26 protein-coding genes are annotated in these 24,462 nt (G+C 38.6%); 14 read left to right on the top strand and 12 right to left on the bottom strand.

The genetic code is table 11. The annotated features are described in order from the left end of the window. Positions 1 to 847 (bottom strand): cbb3-type cytochrome c oxidase subunit I (locus Q0212_RS13440; protein WP_297926377.1); only part of this gene is annotated, 847 nt, incomplete at its 3' end. A gap of 559 nt (positions 848 to 1,406) precedes the next feature. Between Q0212_RS13440 and Q0212_RS13435 the strand changes: the two genes are divergently transcribed. From Q0212_RS13435 to Q0212_RS13405, 7 genes are all read left to right on the top strand, one after another. Continuing rightward, a complete protein-coding gene (locus Q0212_RS13435) occupies positions 1,407 to 1,787 on the top strand; it encodes an SCP2 sterol-binding domain-containing protein (RefSeq protein WP_297926375.1) in 381 nt (126 codons plus the stop codon). 158 nt (positions 1,788 to 1,945) lie between these two features. Continuing rightward, on the top strand, positions 1,946 to 2,374 hold the full coding sequence (locus tag Q0212_RS13430) for a hypothetical protein (RefSeq protein WP_297926373.1): 429 nt from the start codon (positions 1,946 to 1,948) through the stop codon (positions 2,372 to 2,374). A 34-nt stretch (positions 2,375 to 2,408) separates the two neighbouring features. Beyond that, positions 2,409 to 3,242, top strand: a complete 834-nt coding sequence (locus tag Q0212_RS13425; RefSeq protein ID WP_297926371.1) for a DUF692 domain-containing protein — start codon at positions 2,409 to 2,411, stop codon at positions 3,240 to 3,242. Next, positions 3,239 to 3,964, top strand: coding sequence for a putative DNA-binding domain-containing protein (locus tag Q0212_RS13420; RefSeq protein WP_297926370.1), 726 nt, complete (start codon positions 3,239 to 3,241; stop codon positions 3,962 to 3,964). Before Q0212_RS13425 ends, Q0212_RS13420 begins: the two co-directional genes overlap by 4 nt. Positions 3,965 to 4,120: 156 nt before the next feature. Then, positions 4,121 to 4,840 carry a VacJ family lipoprotein gene (locus Q0212_RS13415; RefSeq protein ID WP_297926368.1) on the top strand — a complete coding sequence of 240 codons (720 nt, stop codon included), beginning with the start codon at positions 4,121 to 4,123 and terminating at the stop codon, positions 4,838 to 4,840. Positions 4,841 to 4,869: 29 nt separating this feature from the next. Next, entirely contained in the window at positions 4,870 to 6,045 is a 1,176-nt protein-coding gene (locus Q0212_RS13410) for a SpoIIE family protein phosphatase (protein ID WP_297926366.1), read from the top strand. 1 nt (position 6,046) lies between these two features. Further along, positions 6,047 to 6,553: an STAS domain-containing protein gene (locus Q0212_RS13405; protein ID WP_297926364.1), complete on the top strand. Its 507-nt coding sequence runs from the start codon at positions 6,047 to 6,049 to the stop codon at positions 6,551 to 6,553. On the opposite strand, the gene radA is transcribed toward Q0212_RS13405, so the two are convergent. Then, on the bottom strand, positions 6,550 to 7,902 hold the full coding sequence (radA, locus tag Q0212_RS13400) for a DNA repair protein RadA (RefSeq protein ID WP_297926362.1): 1,353 nt from the start codon (positions 7,900 to 7,902) through the stop codon (positions 6,550 to 6,552). The genes Q0212_RS13405 and radA overlap by 4 nt on opposite strands. Before the next feature lie 144 nt (positions 7,903 to 8,046). Between radA and Q0212_RS13395 the strand changes: the two genes are divergently transcribed. After that, entirely contained in the window at positions 8,047 to 8,694 is a 648-nt protein-coding gene (locus Q0212_RS13395) for a hypothetical protein (protein ID WP_297926360.1), read from the top strand. 217 nt (positions 8,695 to 8,911) lie between these two features. On the opposite strand, the gene alr is transcribed toward Q0212_RS13395, so the two are convergent. The 6 genes from alr to radC all read right to left on the bottom strand — a co-directional run bounded on the left by alr (position 8,912) and on the right by radC (position 13,580). Further along, entirely contained in the window at positions 8,912 to 9,988 is a 1,077-nt protein-coding gene (gene alr / locus Q0212_RS13390; RefSeq protein WP_297926359.1) for an alanine racemase, read from the bottom strand. Further along, the gene (gene dnaB, locus Q0212_RS13385; RefSeq protein ID WP_297926356.1) at positions 9,988 to 11,394 is read right to left on the bottom strand and encodes a replicative DNA helicase; all 1,407 of its coding nucleotides are present in this window, start codon (positions 11,392 to 11,394) and stop codon (positions 9,988 to 9,990) included. The genes alr and dnaB overlap by 1 nt, the downstream gene beginning before the upstream one ends. Positions 11,395 to 11,678: 284 nt before the next feature. Further along, entirely contained in the window at positions 11,679 to 12,125 is a 447-nt protein-coding gene (gene rplI / locus Q0212_RS13380) for a 50S ribosomal protein L9 (RefSeq protein ID WP_297926355.1), read from the bottom strand. Between the two features lie 10 nt (positions 12,126 to 12,135). Next, the gene (rpsR, locus tag Q0212_RS13375; RefSeq protein WP_107865809.1) at positions 12,136 to 12,363 is read right to left on the bottom strand and encodes a 30S ribosomal protein S18; all 228 of its coding nucleotides are present in this window, start codon (positions 12,361 to 12,363) and stop codon (positions 12,136 to 12,138) included. 17 nt (positions 12,364 to 12,380) lie between these two features. Beyond that, positions 12,381 to 12,761 carry a 30S ribosomal protein S6 gene (gene rpsF, locus Q0212_RS13370; protein WP_297926351.1) on the bottom strand — a complete coding sequence of 127 codons (381 nt, stop codon included), beginning with the start codon at positions 12,759 to 12,761 and terminating at the stop codon, positions 12,381 to 12,383. Positions 12,762 to 12,905: 144 nt separating this feature from the next. Then, the gene (gene radC / locus Q0212_RS13365; RefSeq protein WP_297926349.1) at positions 12,906 to 13,580 is read right to left on the bottom strand and encodes a DNA repair protein RadC; all 675 of its coding nucleotides are present in this window, start codon (positions 13,578 to 13,580) and stop codon (positions 12,906 to 12,908) included. Between the two features lie 143 nt (positions 13,581 to 13,723). On the opposite strand from radC, the gene coaBC reads away from it, so the two are divergent. The 4 genes from coaBC to argB all read left to right on the top strand — a co-directional run bounded on the left by coaBC (position 13,724) and on the right by argB (position 18,992). Beyond that, on the top strand, positions 13,724 to 14,926 hold the full coding sequence (coaBC, locus tag Q0212_RS13360) for a bifunctional phosphopantothenoylcysteine decarboxylase/phosphopantothenate--cysteine ligase CoaBC (protein WP_297926347.1): 1,203 nt from the start codon (positions 13,724 to 13,726) through the stop codon (positions 14,924 to 14,926). A 31-nt stretch (positions 14,927 to 14,957) separates the two neighbouring features. After that, positions 14,958 to 15,410: a dUTP diphosphatase gene (gene dut / locus Q0212_RS13355; protein ID WP_297926344.1), complete on the top strand. Its 453-nt coding sequence runs from the start codon at positions 14,958 to 14,960 to the stop codon at positions 15,408 to 15,410. 159 nt (positions 15,411 to 15,569) lie between these two features. Next, a complete protein-coding gene (locus Q0212_RS13350; protein WP_297926341.1) occupies positions 15,570 to 18,065 on the top strand; it encodes a phosphomannomutase/phosphoglucomutase in 2,496 nt (831 codons plus the stop codon). A 15-nt stretch (positions 18,066 to 18,080) separates the two neighbouring features. Beyond that, positions 18,081 to 18,992: an acetylglutamate kinase gene (gene argB, locus Q0212_RS13345; RefSeq protein WP_297926339.1), complete on the top strand. Its 912-nt coding sequence runs from the start codon at positions 18,081 to 18,083 to the stop codon at positions 18,990 to 18,992. 104 nt (positions 18,993 to 19,096) lie between these two features. On the opposite strand, the gene Q0212_RS13340 is transcribed toward argB, so the two are convergent. Continuing rightward, positions 19,097 to 20,179: a GGDEF domain-containing protein gene (locus Q0212_RS13340; RefSeq protein WP_297926338.1), complete on the bottom strand. Its 1,083-nt coding sequence runs from the start codon at positions 20,177 to 20,179 to the stop codon at positions 19,097 to 19,099. Between the two features lie 170 nt (positions 20,180 to 20,349). On the opposite strand from Q0212_RS13340, the gene Q0212_RS13335 reads away from it, so the two are divergent. After that, on the top strand, positions 20,350 to 21,153 hold the full coding sequence (locus Q0212_RS13335; protein WP_297926336.1) for a GNAT family N-acyltransferase: 804 nt from the start codon (positions 20,350 to 20,352) through the stop codon (positions 21,151 to 21,153). A gap of 9 nt (positions 21,154 to 21,162) precedes the next feature. Then, the gene (locus Q0212_RS13330) at positions 21,163 to 21,906 is read left to right on the top strand and encodes a 1-acyl-sn-glycerol-3-phosphate acyltransferase (protein ID WP_297926334.1); all 744 of its coding nucleotides are present in this window, start codon (positions 21,163 to 21,165) and stop codon (positions 21,904 to 21,906) included. On the opposite strand, the gene Q0212_RS13325 is transcribed toward Q0212_RS13330, so the two are convergent. The 3 genes from Q0212_RS13325 to Q0212_RS13315 form a co-directional block, all read right to left on the bottom strand. Then, a complete protein-coding gene (locus Q0212_RS13325; protein WP_297926332.1) occupies positions 21,895 to 22,359 on the bottom strand; it encodes a hypothetical protein in 465 nt (154 codons plus the stop codon). The two genes, Q0212_RS13330 and Q0212_RS13325, sit on opposite strands and share 12 nt — an antisense overlap. A gap of 176 nt (positions 22,360 to 22,535) precedes the next feature. Next, positions 22,536 to 23,360, bottom strand: coding sequence for an MBL fold metallo-hydrolase (locus Q0212_RS13320; RefSeq protein ID WP_297926329.1), 825 nt, complete (start codon positions 23,358 to 23,360; stop codon positions 22,536 to 22,538). Between the two features lie 92 nt (positions 23,361 to 23,452). Next, positions 23,453 to 24,088: a FecR domain-containing protein gene (locus Q0212_RS13315; RefSeq protein WP_297926328.1), complete on the bottom strand. Its 636-nt coding sequence runs from the start codon at positions 24,086 to 24,088 to the stop codon at positions 23,453 to 23,455. Between the last annotated feature and the right edge of the window lie 374 nt (positions 24,089 to 24,462).

Genomic DNA, 24,462 nt, shown 5'->3' with positions numbered 1-24,462 from the left:
ACACTAAGGAGAAGGCCATTGCCAAAGATTGAGTCCAATCTGGTAATGCGGTGTAGTGTAAATGATGACCACCAGCCCACATATAAACAGAAATTAATGCCCAGAAGTGAACAACAGATAAACGGTAAGAATAAACTGGACGACCTACTTGTACAGGAATGAAGTAATACATCATACCCAAGAAAGCAGCCGTTAAGAAGAAACCTACTGCATTATGGCCATACCACCATTGAATCATCGCATCAGTAGCACCACTATACATAGAGTAAGACTTGGTCAAGCTTACAGGCACAGCCATGCTATTAATAATATGCAATACGGCAATAGTAATAATAAACGCACCTAAGAACCAGTTAGCTACATAGATGTGAGATGTTGTGCGTTTAGCAATTGTGCCAAAGAAAACAACAGCATAAGCAACCCACACCACAGCAATTAACAAGTCAATCGGCCACTCTAATTCAGCATATTCTTTGGCAGAGGTATAACCTAATGGTAAGGAAATTGCTGCTGAAAGAATGACTAATTGCCAGCCCCAAAAGGTAAACTTAGCAAGATTAGGCATGAATAATGCTGTTTGACAGGTACGTTGGACAATATAGTACGAGGTGGCGAATAAAGCGCATCCGCCAAAAGCAAAAATAACCGCATTCGTATGTAACGGACGTAAACGGCTATAGGTTAACCAAGGCGTATCAAAATTAAGAGCAGGCCAAACTAACTGGGCGGCAATAAATACGCCCACGGCCATTCCAACAATTCCCCAAATCACGGTCATGATGGCAAATTGTCGAACTACTCCCATTTCGTACGCTATTGGTGCGTTACTGGTGTGGCTGTGACTCATGCATTGCTCCTTAAACCACAAGGTTAATAGGGGAATTATTCTGATTTAATGCCTCAAAGTTACTTCCTTGCGCTGTAATGAACAACAAACACAAGATGAACAGGTTTAGCACTAACAGGAGTTGCGTCGATAACCTACACATCATTAGTACCTTGCAGCACTAATTTATGATTGGTGTCCGTTCCAAAGCGAGGGTAACGATGAAGCTTTAAAACAAAAACATCCCCCAACTCGCGCATATTCTATTGCTTTTTTAGCTTTTCTGCATCGGTATTGTCGATTTATTGTGTATTTTCTTGAGACTAATGTATAAAAAATCGCTATTTTTTTGATGTAAACTCTAAAATAAGTCTGTTAACTATAGATGCTATATAAGATATCATCATTAAAATAAGTGATTATGAGCAGTATTCTCATTACGAAGGCTTAAAAAACAGACAGTCTTATCGAAAAAATGTACTGTTTAAGCAATCGCTAGTTGCCAACCGAGCAAGCAATCGGTTACGGTACGGTGGCTTAAAACCCTACCTAATATTGGTATTCAAAGAGGAAAGAAAAAATGACAAGTTTTTTATCTGATGCTTGGTTCGATAAAGTTGCTGAATTAACTGCGGCTGCTGGTGACTTAAATTTACCACCAGCATTAGCAGGTATTGTTTTAAATTTAGTGGTAACTGGCACAGAAAATGGCAATGTAGAAATGGCTATTAATGGTGGCAAGTTAGAAAAAGGTTTAAATGCTAATGCTTCTACCAAATTAACTTTAAATGCTGATGTATTAAAGAAAGTATTTTTAGAGTTTGATATGAGTGCTGCTATGCAAGCTTTCATGAGTGGCCAAATCAAAGCTGAAGGCGACATGACCAAATTAATGGCTTTACAAACAGCCCGTCCAAGTGCTGAACAAAAAGCATTGTTCCAACAAGTATTAGCGATCTAAAAGTCTAATTTCTTGTCAAAAAAGAGACACTTCGGTGTCTCTTTTTTATTGTGCAAAAAATCAATACATAGATGTAACAAAATCGGCCTTTATTTACTCTAAATAATCAGAGATAACTTGATGTCTCTTTTAGTCAAAAAATACTGGAGTAAACCATAATGAAATTATCTTCTTTAACATCTGTTGCTGCCGTGTTAGCAGCGACAGTGACTGTGCCTGTCCAAGCTGATAATAATCCCTTTGTTGCTAAGCCTCTTAGCTCAATGACTATTGCAAGTAATCATACCAATCATGAAGGTAAATGTGGTGAGGGCAAATGCGGTGGTAGTATGAAAGCCGAAGAAAAAGCAAAAGAGGGCAAATGTGGCGAAGGCAAGTGTGGCGGAAAAATGAAAAACCCACCAGCAGATACAAATAAAGATGGTAATGTTTCTAAACAAGAGTTTATGACACGTCATGAGCAAATGTTTAACGAAGCAGATACAAATAAAGATGGTATGTTAAGTGCTGATGAACGTAAAGGATTACATAAAAAAATGATGAAAGAAGGCAAATGTGGTGAGGGTAAATGCGGTTCATCTAAATAGTTACATTAGAAAAGATGGTTAAGGTATTGATAATATGAGTAAAAAAATTTATGGCTCTGGTTTGGGATTGCGTCGCAGTTTTATGCGTGAGCTATTAGAATCGGAGTCTCAATTATCAATGCCTGACTTTTTTGAGGTTGCCCCCGAAAATTGGATAGGTATGGGGGGGCGTTATCGTCAACAATTAATGGCTTATGGTGAGCGTTTTCCCATCGTTGCTCATGGTTTGTCTTTGTCGATTGGTGGTTTAAAACCACTCGATATTGAGTTTATAAATAACATTAAAAAGTTTATACAAGACTTTGATATTAAATGTTATTCAGAACATTTAAGTTATACGGGTGATGAAGGGCATTTGTATGACTTGTTGCCAATTCCGTTTACGGAGGAGGCAGTTAAACATGTTGCCCAACGCATTCAGCAAGTACAAGATATCTTGCAACAACGCATTGCTTTAGAAAATGTCTCTTATTATGCTGCACCATGCCAAGATTTAAGTGAATTAGAGTTTTTATTAGCCGTCATCACCGAAGCAGATTGTGATTTATTGTTAGATGTAAATAATGTCTTAGTAAATAGCATTAATCATTCTTATCAAGCTATTAATTTTATTGATAAATTGCCTACAGAGCGTATTCGTTATTTGCATATTGCAGGGCATTATGTTGAAGCGGAAGATTTGCGCATTGATACACATGGTGACGATGTCTGTGCTGATGCTTGGCAATTATTAAAATATACCTATCAGAGACATGGTGTATTACCAACATTATTAGAACGCGATTTTAATATTCCGCCGATTATTGAGTTGATACAAGAAGTAGAAACTATTCGTGATTATCAACGTCAAGGAGCGAATAAAAAATGAGTGATTTCGCCGCTTTACAACAACAATGGACAAACTGGTTACGTCATCCTCAAACATCCCCTCAGCCACAGATTGAACAAAGACGTTTAACAATTTATCGTGAGTTGTTTTTTAATAATGTCAGTAGTTTTGTTAATAGTGCTTTCCCGTTGCTGCAACAACAACTCAGCACCGAAGTATGGCAACAATTGCTAGACGATTTTTTTGCCAATCATCATTGTCAAAGTCCCTATTTTTATGACATTTCATCTGAGTTTTATCAGTATTTAACAACTCAAAGGCATTTGTTGGCAGATTATCCTTGGTTATTAGAATTAGCACATTTTGAGTGGGCAGAAATTGCTGCTGATATTGCCGAAGGCGTATGGCCTGATTATCAACAGGGTGATTTGTTGACAAATATTCCTGTCTTAAATCCCTTTGTGTGGCCTTTGGTATATCAATGGCCTGTTCATCAGATGAATAAAGATAAAAATAATTTGTCATCAGTCACTTATATTTTGATGTATAGAAATCTAGAAAATGACGTACAAATGATGGAGTTGAATCCTTTATCTTTACAGGTTGTTCAGTTGTTACAAGAGAATCAAACGATGACAGGTCAACATTTGTTAGACATATTAGCTCAGCAATTACAACAGTCACAACTAGCCCTTGAAGTCCCTTTTAAACAATTATTGGCTACCTTATTAGATAAACAAATTATTTTGGGCGTTATCTAGGAATCATTGAGACTGATAAAATCATCAAAATTGTAAAAAAGTGCGTAAAATCAATTTTTTTCATCCAAAACACAAATAAAGACAATAAAACTGGTTCTTTTTGCTATCGTTCTTGCTTACAATCAGCCCACAACAAATAAATATAGAGCAGAGGGTATGTTTCGTCATTTAGCCAACGCTTGTGTGTGTACACTTATAGTTATTAGCTCTCAACATGCAATTGCCACTGAGAATCCAGATCCTTGGGAAAATGTAAATCGTAAAATATTTGCATTTAATAAAAATGCAGATACGTATGTGTTAAAACCTATTGCGCGTGGTTATCGAGCTGCTACTCCTGATATTGTTGATAATAGTATTACCCGTTTTTTTGATAATCTTCAGCAACCTTTAGTGATAATCAATAATGGCTTACAAGGAAAAGGCCAACAAGCTGCAAGTGATACAGGTCGTTTTTTGGTTAATACAATCACTAGTTTGGGCTTTGCTGATGTTGCTAGCCATATGGGTTTAGTCAAACATGAAGAAGATTTTGGCCAAACTTTTGGTAAATGGGGAGCTTCATCTGGTGCTTATGTGATGTTGCCATTTTTAGGCCCAAGTTCTGTACGAGATGCCTTGGCTAAGCCTTTAGATATGTTGGTTAATCCACGCAATTTGTTAGATGATGCTCCACTGAATATGGCTTTAGCAGGATTACAAGTTGTTGATACAAGAGCAGATTTAATTCCAATAGAAAAAATTATTGAAGGCGATGAATATTTATTTTTAAGAGATATTTATTTGCAGCGTAGAGAATTTCTAGTGCAGGATGGCAAGGTTAAAGACAGTTTTATGGATGATATGGATGATGAATCAAATGAGGCAGCCCAGTAACATGGGTTCTGTTTTAGGAATTTAAGAAAATGATTCACTTTCAGCAAGACTGTGGTTTTATATTGGTCGTATATCCAAATGCCGAGACTCGTCAGTGGTTGGTGGATGTATTAGAGCATATAGGCCATACAGTTGTTAGTGAGCCAAACCTAGAAGCAGCAATTATAAATTTTCAAGCCAATCATCAACAACTTTTACTGGTTGATCTGAGTTTGATTGAAGGCGATACGCTTAATCATTTTGCTCAAGATAATCCTGAAACACCTATAGTGACCGTTTCGAATGATGTAGAAATGGATCAAGTTTTAGAAGGTTTAAAAAATGGGGCAATAGACCATTTTTTTCTTAATAGAGGCATTGTTGTTTTAGATCATACCGTAAAACGTGCGTTGGAACGTGGGCGTTTATTAAAACAAAATCGAGAATACCAACAGCAATTAGAAGCAGCAAATGCTGAGTTGGCGAGAAGTTTAGAAACCCTGCAAGAAGATCAAGAAGCAGGTCGTCGTATTCAATTTAGATTATTACCGCAAACACCGTATCAAGCTTTTGCAGATTGTATTGTCACGCATCGTATTTTGCCTTCATTATATTTATCAGGTGATTTTATTGACTATTTTAAAATAGGTGAAGGCAAATTAGGCTTTTATTTAGCCGATGTATCAGGTCATGGTGCAGCAAGTGCCTTTGTGACGGTTTTTTTAAAAGCAATTACCAATAGAATTCAAAAACATTACGAACGTAAAACTACGGTAAATGTTGTAGCACCTGCTAGAATATTAGCCATGATTAATGATGAATTAATCGCAGCTCGTATGGGAAAGCATTTAGCAATGTTCTGTGGTGTGATAGACTTTGAGCATAATCGTTTTACTTATAGTGTGGCGGCACATTATCCACCACCTATTTTAATTAACAATGGTCGAGTGATGTCTTTAGGAGGAAGAGGTTTACCTTTGGGCTTATTTAAAGAGGTACATCACGAAGAACACACGATGGATTTAGAACCACATTTTACATTTATTGCAACATCTGATGGTGTGCTTGATGTGTTGCCCAAGGGGTCGGCACTAGAAAAGGAAAAGCGATTGCAAGCGATGGCAATGAATGTAAAAAATGTTGATGATTTAGTGAAAGAATTAAATTTAAGCGAAGACGATCCTTTACCAGACGATGTCGCTTTGCTTGTAATTAATCGAGTGTAGTATGCCTTCAGGCCATATTTTATTTGCCATTCATCATGGTACTTATGTTCTAAAATTTACAGGTGAGGTACGCGCACCGATGTGTGCGACCTTAGATGACTTTTTAGAAAAAATGTTTGTTGATAGTGAGTTATCTGCAATCTTAGTTGATTTAACCGAAACTGATTATATTGATAGTACCGCATTGGGAATGATTGCAAAAACAGCCGTTTTTTTGCAAATGCATAATCAACGTAAACCCATTATTTTGTCAACGAATCCAGATATTACTCGACTATTAGAAAGCATGGGCTTTGATCAAGTATTTATTATTTTGGCATGTGAATGTCACGAAGAATGTTTAAATGAATTGCCAGAATCAGAGCCTTCCGAACACGAAATGATGGAAAAAGTTATATCAGCCCATAGAGTATTAATGGGTTTAAGCGAACAAAATCAGGCAACTTTTAAAAATCTTGTTGAGGCTTTAGAGTTAGAACAACAAAGCCACGGTGAAGATAAAATCTAAACAGCAGCTAATGCTTCATGTAATCTACCAACGCCAATAACTTCCATGCCTTCGATCGTTTGGCGTGGCACGTTGGCTTTTGGCACAATAGCACGTTTAAAACCATGTTTGGCGGCTTCGCGTAACCGCTCCTGACCATTAGGGACAGGCCTAATTTCGCCAGACAAACCAACTTCGCCAAATACGGCTAAATCAGCAGATAATGCTTGACCACGTAAGCTAGAAGTCACCGCTAATAATACGGCTAAATCTGAGCCAGTTTCTAAAACTTTCACACCACCAACCACGTTAACAAACACATCTTGACCCATGGTGTGTACACCACCATGACGATGCAAAATGGCTAATAACATCGCTAAACGATTTTGATCTAGACCAATCGCAACACGGCGAGGATTAGCAAAGGAGTCATCGACTAAGGCTTGAACTTCTACGAGTAGAGGACGTGTACCTTCACGGCTGACCATTACCACCGAACCTGCAATGGGTTCTTCATAACGCGATAAAAATATCGCTGAAGGATTAGCCACTTCGCGTAAACCTCGATCAGTCATGGCAAATACGCCCAATTCATTGACCGCGCCAAAACGATTTTTTACCGCCCGAATCATTCTAAAGCGCGAATCAGATTCGCCTTCAAAATACAATACACAATCAACCATATGTTCCAAGACGCGAGGGCCAGCCAAAGAGCCTTCTTTAGTTACATGACCCACCAAAAACAGGGCAGTGCCACTTTGTTTGGCATAGCGGGTTAATAAAGCAGCCGATTCACGTACCTGAGAAACACCACCTGGTGCAGATTGTAAGGCTTCGGTATATAAGGTTTGGATCGAGTCAATCACCGCAACGGCTGGCTTTTCGCTGCGTAAAGTGGCAACAATGTTTTCAACGCAGGTTTCGGCCATGATTTTAACTTTATCGCACGGTAATTCTAGGCGTTTGCCGCGCATTGCAACCTGTGATAAAGACTCTTCACCCGTGATATAAAGGGCGTTATGTTGTTGGGCAAGATGAGTCAATGTTTGTAATAAAATCGTTGATTTACCAATACCAGGATCACCGCCAATTAACACGACAGAACCAGCCACTAAGCCGCCTCCCAAGACTCTGTCTAATTCAGAAAGTCCTGTATGTGTGCGATCAATGGCATCAATACTGACTTGATCTAAAATAGTCACGGTACTGGCTTGACCTGCATAGTTGCCACGTTGGCGAGGGCTGAGGCTAGTATCAGCTTTAACTTCGTGGATACTATTCCATGCACCACATTCACTGCATTGGCCAGCCCATTTAGAAAAAGAGCTACCACAAGCATGACAGCTATAAGAAGTTTTGATTTTACTCATAATTTTAGGCAATATAAGTGAAAGCTTAGCAACTCATGGTAAGCTTTGGCATAAATAAATTGATCGTATTAGGTTACGTGGTTTTGTTAAAATAAGCAAAGTAGATGCGACTACAATTGTCGCTTATCAGTGGATTTAAGAAACATGTTGATAAAAAAAGGGTATTACGTTGTTTTATTGGCTTTAGTCATCTCCGCATGTAGTAATTCGGAAGAAGCACCGACACAAAACAATCAGCCAAAAACACCACCTGTTATCGAAGCTCCTGTTGTGCAAAGTGAGCCAGAACCTTATCAACTTCCCAAAAGACCCGATACCCCTGAGCCCATTTTGACGATTGCTGATGTTAAAGCAATGACCAGTCCAGATCAGTTAGCTAAAGCCTTAGTTGCACCAGATGCACAGGTGCGTTTAGCGGCTGTTCAAGCACTTTCCCCTTATGCAGCGAATTTACCAGATGTTGCATTGCAGCGTTTGATTAATATGTTAGATGCTGATCAAGATAAATTAATTGTCAAAAATGTCGCATTGTTATTGAGTCAAACTTGTCATCCAGCGGTGATGGTGATGTTATTGAATAATCTAAATCGTGATATAAATAGTCTTAATATTGAAGCATTAACAGTATTGGGTGATGTTGCGGGGTATCGTGCTGTTGAAAAAATTGATCAATTATTAGCACGTTTGGAAAATGAGCAAAGTATAACAGCCGAGCAAATTAGGCCTATAGCCCAACAAGCTAAAGAAAAAATTATAGCGCGCAATGGTAAGCCTTTGGCGTGCAGTTGGTAAAAATTAAAAACCCCAGCTAAACCGTAGAGTTTGTGGGGTTGGTTCGTCTGCATGACGGACTATAAAGGCGTTGCCACCTTAAATATTAAAAGACAAATTGTTTTAAAGAGCGACTTATAATTTGTTTTCTCCTAAAAAATTTAACCTTCAATTTAAATATAGCTGATGATAAAAAAGTTGATAGATTGTTTTAGTCTAAAAAATATATTGATATGCTTTAAGTGACTAAACGTTTAACTCTTGGTGTGATTTGACAAAAAAGCTCATAACTAATGGTTTGGGCATAGCCAGCAATTTCATCAGCACTCAGGTCTTGTCCCCATAAAATCACTTCATCACCTAAAGTTACATCAAGCCCAGTCACATCAACCGTAATCATATCCATACTCACCCGACCAACAATAAAACAACGTTGACCATTAATTAACACTGGTGTATTGGTGTTAATATGACGTGGATAACCATCACCATAACCAATAGCAATCACCGCTAAACGAGTTTGGCGTGAAGCTTGCCATGAGCTGCCATAACCTACGGTTTCACCTGCATTAATAGTTCGTAAGGCAATCACTTTGGTTTTTAGCGTCATCACGGCTTGTAGGTTTAATTTTTTGGCTGTTTTATGAATAAAAGGGGAGCTACCATAGAGCATAATCCCCGGTCTAACCCATTGATGATGAGTATTTGGCCAAGCCAAAATTGCCGCAGAATTGGCAAAACTACGGGATAAAGTTTGAGGAAGTTGTTGATAAAGTTGATTAAGCACGTCAATTTGTTGTTGGGTTTTGATTGAACTCGGATCATCAGCACAAGCAAAATGACTGGTTAAAATAATTTCTTGGACACAGTTCAGGGTTGATAATTGTTGATATGCAGATAGAGCAAGTTCTGGTGCAAAACCTAGGCGGTGCATGCCACTATCAATTTTTAACCAAATGTGTGTTTGGTCTGTGCCTTGATAATTGGCTAATAAATCAAGTTGCTGTTGTTGATGAACAACCAAATAACATTGGGCAGCCAAGGCTTGTTCTAATTCTTGGATACTAAATATGCCTTCTAAAATAGCAATCGGGCAAGAAATGCCTGCCTGACGTAACGCTAAGGCTTCATCTAAGAATGCAACGCCCAACGCATCAACATGAGGTGCTAAGGTTTGGGCAATTAATAACGCACCATGACCATAAGCATCGGCTTTAACCATCGCTAAAACCTTGGCTTGTGGTGCATGATGTTTTACTTGTTGCAGATTATGTAATAAAGCATCTCGGTTGATAATTAGTTGAGCGTCACGCATTATTCATCATCAGGGCGGTAGTATTCGGGAGCTAAATCACCAAACTTGGTTAAATGACCCAAAAACGCTAAGCGTGAAGTACCAATTGGGCCGTTACGTTGTTTAGCAATAATGATTTCGGCAGTGCCTTTATCTTTTGATTCGGGATTATATACCTCATCTCGATAAATAAACATAATTAAATCAGCGTCTTGCTCAATAGCACCAGATTCGCGTAAGTCAGACATGACAGGGCGTTTATTGGGGCGTTGTTCAACATTACGACTTAATTGTGATAAGGCCACGACAGGACAATCTAATTCTTTAGACAAGGCTTTTAACGAGCGAGAAATTTCACCAACTTCGTTAACTCGATTACCTGCGTCAAAACCCGGTACACGCATTAATTGTAAATAGTCAACCATGATTAAGCCCATTTTGCCACCATGTTCACGTGCTACTCGGCGTGCGCGCGCGCGTAATTCGGAGGGTGGTAGGGCAGCACTATCGTCAATATATAACAGTTTTTCACTAAGTTGGGTCATGGCCGAGGTAATACGTGGCCAATCTTCATCTTCTAATTTACCTGAGCGCACACGGCCTTGATCGACCCCACCAATAGATGACAACATCCTTAATAATAATTGTTCCGAAGGCATTTCCATCGAAAATACTAAAGCAGGCAATTGAGTATTAAAAATAATACTTTCGACCAAATTCATGGCAAAGGTGGTTTTACCCATACTTGGACGAGCAGCAACAATTACCAAACTACCGCCTTGCAAACCCGAAGTACGTTTGTCTAAATCGGTAAATCCTGTACTTAGCCCTGTTAAAGGTTCGGTAGAATGATAAAGCTCATCAATTTTTTGAATGGTTTGTGCTAATAAAGGTTTAATCAGTTGTGGGCCATTTTTGACACTACGATTTTTTTGTTGTTCAGCAATCGCAAAAATCTTAGTTTCAGCCTGATCTAAAATGGTTAATGCTGATTCACCTTTGGGATGATAAGCCAAATTAGCAATTTCATTAGTTGAGGTAATTAATTGGCGTAATACCGAAAATTCACGAATCCGTTCGGCATAAATTAAAATATTGGTCGTTGTGGCAGGTGAGTCTCTTAAAATCTGTTCTAAATAAGCTTCACCACCTGCTTTGTCGAGTTTGCCTGTATCTTCCATGTGTTTGGCAACCAATAAAGCATCACAGGGTTGTTCCAAACGAATTAAATGGGCAATTGCTGCAAAAATCATCCGATGACGAGGCGAGTAAAAATCTTGTTCACCGATTACCGATTCAAGATTATCCCACACTTCAGGTTCCATCATCAAACCAGCTAACACCGCTTGCTCAAGCGTTAAGCTATGAGGTGGAACTCGTAGCGAAGTGACGACATCGTCATCAGCAAATTGCAGATTGGTATTCATAGCTAATCAGATATCAAATTGAGGTTGGGTTTGTCGTGTACTTTTTGAATTTTTACAGAGCAGTGCGCCTATATAGATAATAGGCTTTTTAAAGCTGTTTTGTTAGTCTTGACAAACTATAAACGAGAGATTACGACTTATGTATTTCATCGAAATTAGCGTGTTTTGCGAACATGAAATCGTTGAACACGATGACAATGTGAGCAAATAAACGACAAAATAAAAAAGCACCATTGTTGAAAACAATAGTGCTTTTTTTGAGTGGTCTAGTAAGACTTACCAGATTACTCAGCAACGATAGTAACAGCAACTTCTGCCATTACATCGCTATGCAATTGTAAAGCGATTTTGTATTCGCCTGTATTGCGTAATGCGCCGTTTGGTAAACGTACTTCGAGTTTGTTTACAGCAACACCAGCAGCAGTTACTGCTTCAGCGATGTCACGAGTACCTACAGAACCGAATAATTTACCTTCGTCACCAGACTTAGCAGCAATAACAACAGCTAATGTTGCTAATTGTTCTGCACGAGCTTGGGCAGCGGCTAAAGTTTCAGCTTCTTGACGCTCTAATTCAGCACGACGTGCTTCAAAAGCTTCTAAGTTAGCTTTGGTTGCTGGAACTGCTTTACCTTGAGGGATCAAGAAGTTACGGCCATAACCTGGTTTAACGTTAACTTTTGTGCCTAAAGCACCTAAGTTAGCAACTTTTTCAAGCAGAATGACTTCCATTGCACACCTCTTACTGATGGTTGTCGGTATAAGGGAGCAAAGCCAAGTAGCGAGCTTGCTTGATGGCTAATGCCAATTGACGCTGATAACGCGCTTTAGTACCAGTAATACGACTTGGTACAATTTTGCCGTTTTCAGTGATGTATTGCTTCAAAGTTTCTAAATCTTTGTAGTCAATGTATGTGGTGTTTTCTGCAGTAAAACGGCAGAATTTGCGACGACGATAAAAACGTGCCATAACAACTCTCCTAATAATTAGCCTTCGCTGTCTAAAGCGACATCTTCAGAACGAGCAGCTTTACGAGCGCGTTTTTCTTCTGCACTCTTAGCTAATAAAGACTCACCAGTAATGGCTTCATCACGACGGATGATAACGTTACGGATGATGGCATCGTTATAACGGAAAGCTTCGCCTAATTCGTCAACGATTTTTTGATCGCATTCGACATTCAACAACACATAATGAGCTTTATGGATTTTGTTGATTGGGTAAGCTAATTGACGACGACCCCAATCTTCTAAACGGTGTACTTGACCGCCAGAATCTTTAACAGTAGCCGTGTAACGCTCTATCATTGCAGAGACTTGTTCGCTTTGGTCTGGGTGTACCAGTAAAACGATTTCGTAATGACGCATGATTGCTCCTTACGGGTTAACAGCCCAAACGTAATGTAGGGGCAAGGAGTATGAAACTTAGTATCAAGCTTCGCTAGTTTATAGACAAAGATATCTATAAGGGGGGCAAATTATAAGTATGAATGGCATATTAAGCAATTGAAATTATATAAATCCACGCTCAGCAAAAGAAAGAGTCTCATATTCACCAACAATTAAATGATCTAAAACACGAATATCAACCAAAGCTAACGCTGATTTTAATCGTTCGGTAATACTGTGATCGGCGGCTGAGGGTTCGGGATAACCAGAGGGATGATTGTGTGCCAAAATTAAACTTGCTGAATGTAGTGCTAAGGCGCGTTTGAGGACTTCGCGAGGATGCACAGCACAGCTATCTAAAGTACCTGTAAACAGAATCTCAAAACGAATCAGACGATTTTGATTATCTAAAAATAAGGCAGCAAATAACTCTTGTTGATGATGGCGTAATTGCGCGCGTAAAAAACTTTTTACCATCTGTGGGCTGGTTAATAATTCTTTTTCGGCTAAAGATTGAGCCAGATAACGACGACCTAATTCTAAAGAAGCTTGTAAAAGGGAATATTTAGCTTCGCCAATCCCTTCTTGAGCTAAAACTTGTTCGGTAGGAGCTTCTAATAAGCAACGTAAGGAGCCAAACTGTTTAATCAGATCTCGGCCAATATCAACGGCAGATTTATTGACAGTACCTGTGCGTAAAAATAAAGCTAATAACTCTGCATCTGATAAAGAGCTTGCTCCTTGTTCTAAAAGTTTTTCACGAGGCCGTTCGGCATTTGGCCAGTCCTTGATTGCCATAAAAATCATCCTAATTTGTAAAACCTGTGACATTCTATAAGAAAAATGACTTTTTACTAGCCACAAGTTCATAAAACTATGTTTCGCTGGTCTTTGATTATGGTATCTTTATCGGCTGATTTAATGATGTTTAAGAATAAACGATGTTGGCAACCTTAAAACATAAACGTGTTATCTTGGCTGTGAGTGGTGGAATCGCTGCTTATAAAAGTGCGGATTTAGTTCGCCGTTTAAAAGATGCTGGTGCAGATGTTCATGTGGTGATGACAGCCGCAGCACAGCAATTTATTACGCCTTTAACTATGCAAGCGTTGTCGGGAAATCCTGTTCATACTGAATTGTTAGATTCTGCTGCTGAGGCAGGCATGGGACATATTCAATTAGCGCGTTGGGCTGATTTAATTTTGGTTGCTCCAGCCAGTGCCGATGTTTTGGCGCGTTTGGCACAAGGTATAGCCAATGATTTATTAACCACATTATGGTTGGCGACACGCGCAAAACGCGCTGTTGCCCCTGCAATGAACCAACAAATGTGGGCAGCAAACGTTACCCAAGAAAATTTAGCTAAGTTAGCCGAACAGGGGGTGACCATATTTACTCCTGCTGCTGGTAGCCAAGCGTGTGGTGATGTGGGTATGGGCAGAATGCCTGAAGCAGTTGATTTAGCACAGCGTTGTGCGGATTTGTTTGCAGTTGGCACATTAACAGGAAAAAAAGTAGTGATTACCGCAGGGCCAACTCAAGAAGCTTTAGATCCTGTGCGTTATATTACTAATCATAGTTCTGGTAAAATGGGCTTTTGTTTGGCCGAAGCCTGTGTTGAGGCAGGTGCTAGTGTTACTTTAATTAGTGGGCCTGTACATTTACCGACACCTGACCGTGTTCAACGTATTAAAGTGATTAGTGCAATGGATATGTTACAAGCCAGTCAACAAGCAGTCGCTGATGGGTGTGATTTGTTTATTGCCACAGCCGCAGTCGCCGATTATCGGCCAGCAACGGTCGCAGAACAAAAAATCAAAAAACAAGGTGATAATATTGTCATTGAGTTGGTTAAAAATCCTGATATTGTCGCTACCATTGCGGCATTACCTAATAAGCCTTTTGTATTGGGGTTTGCAGCCGAAACAGAACGTGTTGAAGAATACGCACGTGGTAAATTGAAAAACAAAAATCTTGATATGATTGCATGTAATGATGTATCACGCGCAGATATTGGCTTTCAAAGTGATGATAATGCGATGACTGTGTTTTGGCAAAATGGTATGGCTAAGTTAGAAAAATCGCCAAAAACTTACATTGCACGTCAATTAGTGAATTTGTGTGCTAAGCAGCTACAGAATTAATCAGTTTTATTTTACCTTTGCAGAATCAATTATGAAATTACAAGTTAAAGTTTTAGATAAACGTATTGGCACAGAGTTTCCATTACCGAGTTATGCGACAACAGGTTCGGCAGGCTTAGATTTAAGAGCGTGTATTAACGAGCCTTTAACTATAGCAGCCGGTGAAACAAAATTAATTGGTACAGGGTTAGCTTTATATATTCAAGACTCTGCTTATGCAGGTTTAGTATTGCCACGTTCGGGCTTAGGTCACAAACATGGTATTGTTTTAGGTAATTTAGTAGGTTTAATTGATTCTGATTATCAAGGCGAGCTAATGCTGTCTTGTTGGAATCGTGGTCAGCAACCATTTACTATTCAAGTTGGTGAACGTTTGGCACAATACGTGCTTGTGCCTGTTATTCAAGCAGATTTAACAGTAGTTGATGAATTTGTAGCTACCGAACGTGGAGCTGGTGGTTTTGGTCATTCTGGCCGACATTAATAAGATTTATACAGTTATTGCTTATTTTAAGCTCATAATGGTTTGATGTTCAGATAATACGCTAATTGTAGAGCGATGCGACGTCCTAATATAGTCATTAGGATATTGGCCTAATACAATGATACCCAGATAGATAAGATTAGAATTAGGGGAAGAAAATTGGCTCAGCAAAAAACGGTTTTTAAGATGGCAATGCCTTTTGTGATAGGTGTTACTGTCTTATTGTTGGTAATTATAGCGGTGATTGGTTTTATTGCTATTTCTGACCAAAAAAGACAGCAAGTAGAAGAAGCTAAGCAATATGAACAACGAGCCGTTGATGTAGTCAATAACTTTTTAGAACAGCAAGATGACTTTGCTAAACAATTAGCTAGTCAGCCTTCTGAAATTATTGTTGGAAAAATTGCAGGTGCTGTATTGGCACAAGTGGTTCTAACGGGTGATGAAACGACGCCTAAATCGCTTAGTTTTAGCAATCAAGATTTATTACGTCGCGCTGCGGCTCAAGGTGGCAATGTTGCCGCTGAAATGAGTGTCGATAATGGTGTGCGTATTTTGGCGATGGTTAAACCCTTATCAGACGGTAAAGGCTTATTACTCGTTAATACTGAGTTTGATTTTTTACAAAAAAGTTTAGAAGGCTTTAGTAAAAAAGAGGGAGGAAAAATCAAATTAGTACAAAAATTAGGAAAAGAAGGTCAAGATGAGACAATTATTAATTTGAATGCTGATAATTTAAAATCATCGCCAATTAAAGTGGCTAATGCTAATTGGTATTTGCTGATTGAAGCACCACAAAAACAAAGTAAAGTTTATATTATTATTGGCGTATTGTTTGGGTCAGCAATTGCCGTGATTATTGGTATGATCCGTTTAGTGCGCAAGTTTGACCACACACTCAATCAAGATATGACGGCTATTCAAAGTATGCTTAAAGGTGAAAAGCCTGCAACACCGCTTAACTTTGAACTTACCAAAGATTTGCATGGTACGCTTGTAGCTAATCCTGTGATTGCAGCAACGATTAAACAAGAAGAAAAGAAAAGCGAATTGGATCAACTGGCAAGCATAGATCATCAAGCTTTAGAAATGACGGCTGTTGATGTCAATAGTTTGAAGCAAAAGCAAGAAGATGTGCCTAAATATAACGAAGCAGACATGTTGTCGTTGGATAGTATTAAAGACATTGCACCACAATCCGTAGAAAAAGTAGAACAAAAGCTTGATACTAATTCTCTAGAATACCAAAAAGCTCAATTAAAATTAGCTGAAGAAACAGCCATACCTAAACATATCTTTAGGGCTTATGATATTCGGGGTAAAGCACATAGTGAAATTACGCCAGCTTTAGCACATCAAATTGGTTTGGCGATTGGTACAGAAGCACGTAATCGTGGCGAAGCAACGATTGTAGTAGGGCGAGATGTGCGTTTGTCGAGTGAAGAGTTATTAAAGTCTTTAGTCGCTGGTTTGCAAGAAACGGGTTGTGATGTCATTGATGTCGGCGAAGTCCCATCACCTGTTCTGTATTATGCAGCCAAAAATATTGGTACGGGTAGTGGTGTTATGGTCACTGCTAGTCATAATCCTGCACCAGATAATGGCTTTAAAATTATGTTAGGCCATCACACCTTAGTTGATACCGAAATTGCTGCTTTACGCCAACGTATCTTGGACAAAGATTTCGTTAAAGGTAAAGGCTCTTATGTGATGCGTGACATTGCCGATGATTATTTACAAGCTATCCATGATGATGTGATTTTAGCCAATGGCTTTAATGTGGTTGTTGATGCTGGTAATGGTGTTGCTGGGCCTTTTGCTGTCAAAATGTTGAAAGATTTGGGGTGTACAGTCAGCGAGTTGTATTGTACACCTGATGGTAGTTTCCCGAACCATGATCCTGATCCAAGTAAATTAGAAAATTTAGATGATTTATTGAGTGACGTGGCAATTAGTGGTGCAGATTTAGGTTTGGCCTTTGATGGTGATGGTGACAGAGTTGTTATTGTGACGGGTTCTACCAAAGTAATTGCCAGTGATAAATTATTGATGTTGTTTGCTAAGGAGCTATTAGCAACACAACCAGGTGCGGATATTTTATTTGATGTTAAATGTAGTCGTGATTTAGTCACTATTATTAACACTAATGGTGGTCGACCGATTATGACTAAAACGGGGCACTCTTATATTAAAGCAGGCATGGAGCAAACAGGTGCTTTATTAGCAGGTGAAATGAGTGGTCATTTCTGCTTTAAAGATCGTTGGGGTGGTTTTGATGATGGTTTATATGCTGCCGCACGTTTCTTAGAAATATTAGCGAATAATTTTGGTGCAACTGCTGATGAGTTATTTGCGGAATTCCCTGAGCGTTGTGTGACACCTGAAATTCAAATCTTGGTTGATGAGGAGCGTAAACACAGTTTAATCGAAACATTAATTGCTCAAAACCGTGAAATTAGTGGTGGAGTAATTAACACCACAGATGGTTTACGTGTTGAATTTGCGTATGGTTGGGGGGTAGTGAGGGCATCGAATACAGGCTCTTATTTAGTTGCCCGATTTGAGGCAAATGATGAAGTAGGTTTGCAGCAAATTAAAGCAACCTTTAAAGAGCTTTTACAAAAAGCAGACCCTATGATGTTAGTTTCATTGTAATTTTAGAGGAAAAACATGACCTTATCGCGTGACGCAGCATTAAATGTTGCTCAGGTTTTAACCGAAGCTTTGCCATATATTCAACGTTTTGCAGGAAAAACGGTAGTCGTTAAATATGGTGGCAATGCCATGACTGATCCAGAGTTAGAAAATTCGTTTGCTCGCGATATTGTATTGTTAAAAACTGTGGGATTAAATCCTATCGTGGTGCATGGTGGTGGGCCACAAATTGGTGATTTATTAACTAAAATTGGTAAACAATCTGAATTTATTGATGGTATGCGTGTCACTGATGCCGAAACTATGGATGTGGTTGAAATGGTCTTGGGTGGCTTGGTCAATAAATCTATTGTTAATTTAATTAACAAAAATGGCGGTCGTGCCATGGGTTTAACAGGTAAAGATGGCAATTTAATTCGCGCCAAAAAAATGTACCTAGAAAAGACTCAAGCAGATGGCTCAGTTCAACAAGTTGATATTGGTCAGGTGGGTGAAGTTGCTGGCATCAAAACTGATGTTTTAGAAATGTTTATGGCCAGTGATTTTATTCCTGTCATTGCGCCTGTTGGTGTGGGTGATGCAGGTGAGTCTTATAATATCAATGCCGATTTGGTAGCAGGTAAAGTTGCAGAAGCCTTAAAAGCCGAAAAACTCATTTTGTTAACTAACATCACAGGTGTATTAGATAAAAACAAAAATATCTTAACAGGTTTAAGTACACAGGATGTTGATAATCTTATTGCCGATGGCACAATTTATGGTGGTATGATTCCTAAAATTTCCTGTGCGTTGGATGCAGTAAAAGGCGGTGTGATAAGTGCTCACATTATTGATGGACGCGTTCCTCATGCTGCGTTATTAGAGATTTTTACGGATGAAGGTATTGGTACATTAATTACTAATCGTAAAAATGTACGTAAAAAATAATCTTTTTTGTTGCGTTGACTCTAGCTCTCTCCCATAGGGAGAGAGCTCTTTTACCCTTCGACTCCGCTCAGGGAACAGAATTTTGGCGGCTGAGAGTCAAAGTTCTAAGCGGCTAAACACACCTGATTACGACCACTACGTTTAGCTTGATATAATGACTGATCTGCACGTTGCATCAGGCTAGACAAGGTTTCATAAGGATATATTGGAGAAGCGACACCAATGCTGACGGTAATTGGGATTGTATTGATGCCATCCTCCAGATAAATAGGACAGTTTTCTATACTTTTGCGTAAACGCTCTGCAACATCAAAGCTTATTTCTTGTGGCGTTTGTACTAATAAAATAGCAAATTCTTCACCGCCTACACGTCCTGCAATATCGGTTTCACGAAGTGCTGATTTTAGAATTTGTGATACTTTTTGTAAGACTAAATCGCCTGCTGCATGGCCAAAAGTATCATTAATGTGTTTAAAAAAGTCTATATCACACATTAATAACGTTAAAGGTTCGTTATAACGTTTGCTGCGGTTTAGTGTTTGTTCAGATAGATGTAAAAATTGGCGACGATTATATAATTGTGTTAATTCATCTGTCGTTGCCAAATAAAGCAAATTATCTTCTAGCTTTTTACGTTCAGTCATATCGGTTGACATGCCCAATAACGCATAAATTTTTCCTGATGAATCATGTAAAGGGACTTTGACAGACCAATAATATTTTAGCTCGGTATCATTAATCAGTTGTAAAGTTTCGAGCGTGGCTAGTTTTTCGTTTTTGTCGATGACTATTTGATCGTTGATTTTTAATTGATCACTTACTGCCTGAGTAAATAAATTAGTATCGCGTAAACCAATAATATGCAAAGGAGATTTTTTTACGACTTCCGCTAAAGCATTATTCGCATATAAATAGCGACCATCAAGAGATTTCATATATACACAAGCTCCCATATTATCCAATACGGTGCTTAATAAAACTTGATTGTTTTGTAAGCTACTTTCTAGGATATGAATATTTTCGACACTATAATTAACAGTCTCATTAATCGTTGTATGCTGTGAGTTTACAGAAGAAAAGAGGTGGCATAAGGCGTGCCACTGATCGTCATTAATACCAATGTTATCGAGTGCATATTGTCGTAAAGTTTCATTCATCCATAATGCAGATGAGTTATTAGTATCCATATCACGTCCTTTTATTAATTTGAATAGACAATCTATCGATATCATTAGTTTGTCAATAAGGAAAAAATTATACAAAAAACGATTGTCCTCAAAGTGTCATTTTTTGTTCATCTTCGTTTCATGCAAATCACTCATAGTGTTTGTTATTGACATGATGGAGAAGACAAAAGATGATGACTATGTCAGCACAAACCATTTATAACGAAACAGCTTTTGTTATAAAGAATAGTCAAGGGGCTATTAATAAACAACCTAAATTTGTCGCAAAATTTGCATCAAATCAACAACAAATTTTGGCAGCCCAAGTATTAAGAAGCCAAACTTTTGGTCAAGAATATGGTGTGAGTTTTGCACAAGGGATAGATCAAGATATTTATGATGAATATTGTTTGCATCTAAATGTTTATGATAACAATACAGGCGCAATTATTGCCACTACACGTTTATTAACCGATGATAACGCACGATTATTAAATGGGTTTTATTCTCAGCAAGAGTTTGAGTTATCGACATTATTGACCAGCTTAAAGGGAAGAGTTTTAGAAATTGGTCGAACTTGTGTGCATCCTGATTATCGTTCAGGTGCGGCAATTACGGTATTATGGTCGGCATTGGCTGAGTATTTATTGGCAGAAAATTTTAATTATCTAATTGGCTGCGCGTCTATTCCTTTAGGGCAACAAGCCGTTCCTGTCACACAAATCATTGCAAGTTTAGATGAGGAAAATTTTTTGGCAGATGAGCTAGCAATTATTGCAAAACGAAGCCTGCCTGTACAAACAAACGTTAATAGTGTGATGACTCATAGTAAGTTATCATTGCCGCCATTATTAAAAGCCTATTTGCGTATGAACGCTAAATTAGCTAGCCAAGTTTATTATGACCAAGACTTTAATTGTGCCGATGTTTTTATTATCTTAGACGTTGCTCATTTGGCTGGTCGTTATGCCCAACGTTTTTTAAAATTAGCTTAGGTTTTACAGATGGTTCAATCAAAATCACTTACAGGATGGTTTAAATTAGCACGTATAGGTGTACATTTAGGCGAAGGATTTGTATTAGGTACAGCATCAGGTGCGCTGTTTTTCCCCCATAAACCTTTTCAACAACCTGTGGTGAAATTTTGGCATCGTCGTTTATGTCAAATTTTAGGTGTCACGATTAAAGTGACAGGTCGAGCTGATAAACGACCAGCGTTATGGGTAAGTAATCATGTCTCTTGGTTAGATATTCCTGTGATTGGCGCACATTTTCCTGTACATTTTTTATCAAAAGCCGAAGTAGAAGCATGGCCAGTTGTAGGGAGATTAGCCAAAGCAGGTGGTACTTTATATATTAAACGAGGCTCAGGAGACTCTAAAGCCGTAGCCAAACAAATGGCTGAACATTTACAAGTAGGGCGTTCGGTATTGTTTTTTCCAGAAGGAACAACCACAGATGGCACAGGTTTAAAACGATTTTTTCATCATTTATTTCATGCTGCCTGTGTGACAGGCTCGGATATTCAACCAGTTGTCCTGCGTTATACTGATAAACAAGGAAATTTACATACCGTTGCGCCTTTTATTGGTGATGATGAATTTGGTGAGCATTTATTTAAAGTGATTCAAGAGCAACATATTCATGTTGAATTAAAAATATTACCGCGTGTCTCTGTGTATGGCAAAGATGAACGTAGCTTGGCTAAAGAGTTACAAGCAATGATGGCGGCAGCTTTACAAGAGTAATTGACTGGCATAATAGCCATGATCGGTTGCCCATTTTGCCGCATGGCCAATTAATAAAATCAGGGCAATATTATTTAACAAGCTAATGAATAATACTAATAGTAATTTTGGCCAACGGTGTTCTAAATAGTATTTAAGGCTAACTAACCAAATGGCACACGGTAAACTAATAATGGCAAAAGCCAAAATAGGTTTATATGCTAAATGCCAATGATAAATCTCGGCTTGTTGTAAACCATAAACAACGGCACTAATTAACATAAAACTTAAAACACTTGCTAACAAACACGCTTTTAGTAGTTTTGATAATAACCATCGTTTATCAACTAAATAATTAGCAATACTCAAAGAAACAAAGGCTGTGCAAACAAAAGTAATCAGTAGAATGGTAAAAATTGATGGCAGTTGAGTGATGATGAGTGCGTGACTAATGAGAGAAAACAACCAAAACATGAATATCAACAAATCATCAAAAAGATATGGCTAGTATAAAATCCAATTAGCTTAGTTTATTGATAATAAAAGACGAAATTGCCTCTCTATAGAATAGTATCGTCAGTTAATTTGGTTTCGACTTCACTCAATCAATGCAAAAATGCGCCATGAGCGAAGTCGAAGGGCAATGTTAATTAATGCTGATAACGAGCCAATTCAACAGGGTCATGCGCGCTAAATAATTGCACTTCATGGCCTTTGTTTTGGGCAAGTTGTTGTAAACGTTTGGTATTGTAGAGACGGTCTTTATTATTAGCGGCTAAGGTGTATTGCAACATATCTAAGCCAATGGGACAGCTTGAGTCAGCGGCAATTTGATTATGATGAAAATAGGCATCGCCACAGTGCATTAACCAGCCATCTTGAGTGTTGACGGCAACGCCACTATGACCGCGTGTATGACCAACTAAAGGGACTAATAAAATTTCATCTTTTAATTCTGGAATGGCACGAATACTATCAAACCCCTGCCATTTTTCACCTTCAGTTTTATAGGTTTGCCAGTTAACACCATGCGCCCATTGATGTGGCTTATAACGCTGTTTTTCGCGCCAATTTGGATTCATCGCCGCATTAAATTCTGGGGCAAAAATGTGAACTTTGGCGTGTGGAAAGTCGGCTAAACCGCCTGCATGATCTAAATCCAAATGTGTCACTAAAATATGGCGAACATCACTTGGATTAAAACCAAGCTCTTTAACTTGCATATAAGCGGTTTCACGATAATCAGCAACAGGGCGAGAGCCTGCAACAAAGGCATAGCCTAAACGCTGATTAGGATGTTTGACATCTTCAATACCAAATCCTGTATCAACTAAGACTAAGCCATCATTACTTTCAATCAACAAACAATGACAAACCATTTTGCCATCATCAGTGATTTTGCCATGCCCATTGATAAATGGTGCACCATGAGGGCAGAGTGTGCCACAGTTTAAGTGATGTATTTTTAATGCCATAACATAACCTATTAATTTTATTGGGATAGCCCAAAAATGAATGGGTCATTAAAGGGCATAAACAAAATAGCGTACAGAATATAGCAAGCTTATTAAGCAAAGGGAACTTTTCGCCCCACTAAACTTTCTAGATAAACTAATTCATCGTCTGTATGATTAAGCATTGCTTCATCGCCAACAGACCCTGTGTTCTGAATCCGTTTGGCTTGATGGTGTGTGGCTTCTAGTAAATTGGTTGGAGCTGCTTTGACATTCGCGGTTAAATCAACTTTGCCATAACATAAACACACATAACTACTGTCTGCATTACTTTCCATATAAACGCCTGTGCCACGAATGCCAATGGTTGCAGCAGGTGTGAACAGTTGTTTTGATCCTTTGCCAAAAACACTTAATAAGCCACCTGTTAATAAACGTAAACTGGTAATTACCGATCTACTTTGTTGGGATACAGGTGTAAAACGCACTTGGCTATTAGGTCGTAAGGTAAAAGCATTATCACCAATCACAAAGCTAGCACTATGTGTGGTTGTTTTGATAAAGCTATTGGCGTTAATGCGTGTTTTATCGTGAGCAATACGACCATTCACCCAAGTTTCTCCCTGTAAACTTTGGGCAAAACCGCCTGCATGACTGAGATTAGGTAACAATAAACTTGTGCCTAAGGCTAAGCCTGTTTGTAGAAATTGGCGGCGAGATAGGCAATATTGGCAAGTAGAGTGAGACATATTCGTATTCCTTTTTAGAGGGTATCCATTTGAGTTTTTGTAATAGAGCTTGTTACAAGCAGTTTGAGAATAATTGTTTGGTTCTTGTAAGGCAATAAAAAAGCTGTAAATAATCTCTTACAGCTTTTTTGAAATTGTATTTTTATTGAGAGTTAAGCTGCCGCTTGCGGTTGGGGTTATGAACTGTAGCGTAAAAAACTATCAAAACCTACTTATTTAGTATGTTTTTTAAGCAAAAGGTATTGATTCTCTCCTGAAAATAGCCTACTTTAACAGCGTGTTGATGCTATTTATAGCGTTAATGCCTATGGCTAGTTCGGCCAAACGTAAAGCCTGTGGAAAGAATGTGAGACCTAGAGGGGTATGGTGTTGGC

Source organism: uncultured Agitococcus sp. (genome assembly GCF_937920075.1).
Taxonomy (GTDB): Bacteria; Pseudomonadota; Gammaproteobacteria; order Pseudomonadales; family Moraxellaceae; genus Agitococcus.
Note: the sequence above shows the minus strand (reverse complement) of the source record. Positions and strands in the feature narration are given on the sequence as shown.

Bases quoted from the DNA above. Each gene is read 5' to 3' on its own strand.
- Q0212_RS13435 (WP_297926375.1), top strand. From the start codon at position 1,407: ATGACAAGTTTTTTATCTGATGCTTGGTTCGATAAAGTTGCTGAATTA.
- Q0212_RS13430 (WP_297926373.1), top strand. From the start codon at position 1,946: ATGAAATTATCTTCTTTAACATCTGTTGCTGCCGTGTTAGCAGCGACA.
- Q0212_RS13425 (WP_297926371.1), top strand. From the start codon at position 2,409: ATGAGTAAAAAAATTTATGGCTCTGGTTTGGGATTGCGTCGCAGTTTT.
- Q0212_RS13420 (WP_297926370.1), top strand. From the start codon at position 3,239: ATGAGTGATTTCGCCGCTTTACAACAACAATGGACAAACTGGTTACGT.
- Q0212_RS13415 (WP_297926368.1), top strand. From the start codon at position 4,121: ATGTTTCGTCATTTAGCCAACGCTTGTGTGTGTACACTTATAGTTATT.
- Q0212_RS13410 (WP_297926366.1), top strand. From the start codon at position 4,870: ATGATTCACTTTCAGCAAGACTGTGGTTTTATATTGGTCGTATATCCA.
- Q0212_RS13405 (WP_297926364.1), top strand. From the start codon at position 6,047: ATGCCTTCAGGCCATATTTTATTTGCCATTCATCATGGTACTTATGTT.
- radA (WP_297926362.1), bottom strand. From the start codon at position 7,902: ATGAGTAAAATCAAAACTTCTTATAGCTGTCATGCTTGTGGTAGCTCT.
- Q0212_RS13395 (WP_297926360.1), top strand. From the start codon at position 8,047: ATGTTGATAAAAAAAGGGTATTACGTTGTTTTATTGGCTTTAGTCATC.
- alr (WP_297926359.1), bottom strand. From the start codon at position 9,988: ATGCGTGACGCTCAACTAATTATCAACCGAGATGCTTTATTACATAAT.
- dnaB (WP_297926356.1), bottom strand. From the start codon at position 11,394: ATGAATACCAATCTGCAATTTGCTGATGACGATGTCGTCACTTCGCTA.
- rplI (WP_297926355.1), bottom strand. From the start codon at position 12,125: ATGGAAGTCATTCTGCTTGAAAAAGTTGCTAACTTAGGTGCTTTAGGC.
- rpsR (WP_107865809.1), bottom strand. From the start codon at position 12,363: ATGGCACGTTTTTATCGTCGTCGCAAATTCTGCCGTTTTACTGCAGAA.
- rpsF (WP_297926351.1), bottom strand. From the start codon at position 12,761: ATGCGTCATTACGAAATCGTTTTACTGGTACACCCAGACCAAAGCGAA.
- radC (WP_297926349.1), bottom strand. From the start codon at position 13,580: ATGGCAATCAAGGACTGGCCAAATGCCGAACGGCCTCGTGAAAAACTT.
- coaBC (WP_297926347.1), top strand. From the start codon at position 13,724: ATGTTGGCAACCTTAAAACATAAACGTGTTATCTTGGCTGTGAGTGGT.
- dut (WP_297926344.1), top strand. From the start codon at position 14,958: ATGAAATTACAAGTTAAAGTTTTAGATAAACGTATTGGCACAGAGTTT.
- argB (WP_297926339.1), top strand. From the start codon at position 18,081: ATGACCTTATCGCGTGACGCAGCATTAAATGTTGCTCAGGTTTTAACC.
- Q0212_RS13340 (WP_297926338.1), bottom strand. From the start codon at position 20,179: ATGGATACTAATAACTCATCTGCATTATGGATGAATGAAACTTTACGA.
- Q0212_RS13335 (WP_297926336.1), top strand. From the start codon at position 20,350: ATGATGACTATGTCAGCACAAACCATTTATAACGAAACAGCTTTTGTT.
- Q0212_RS13330 (WP_297926334.1), top strand. From the start codon at position 21,163: ATGGTTCAATCAAAATCACTTACAGGATGGTTTAAATTAGCACGTATA.
- Q0212_RS13325 (WP_297926332.1), bottom strand. From the start codon at position 22,359: ATGTTTTGGTTGTTTTCTCTCATTAGTCACGCACTCATCATCACTCAA.
- Q0212_RS13320 (WP_297926329.1), bottom strand. From the start codon at position 23,360: ATGGCATTAAAAATACATCACTTAAACTGTGGCACACTCTGCCCTCAT.
- Q0212_RS13315 (WP_297926328.1), bottom strand. From the start codon at position 24,088: ATGTCTCACTCTACTTGCCAATATTGCCTATCTCGCCGCCAATTTCTA.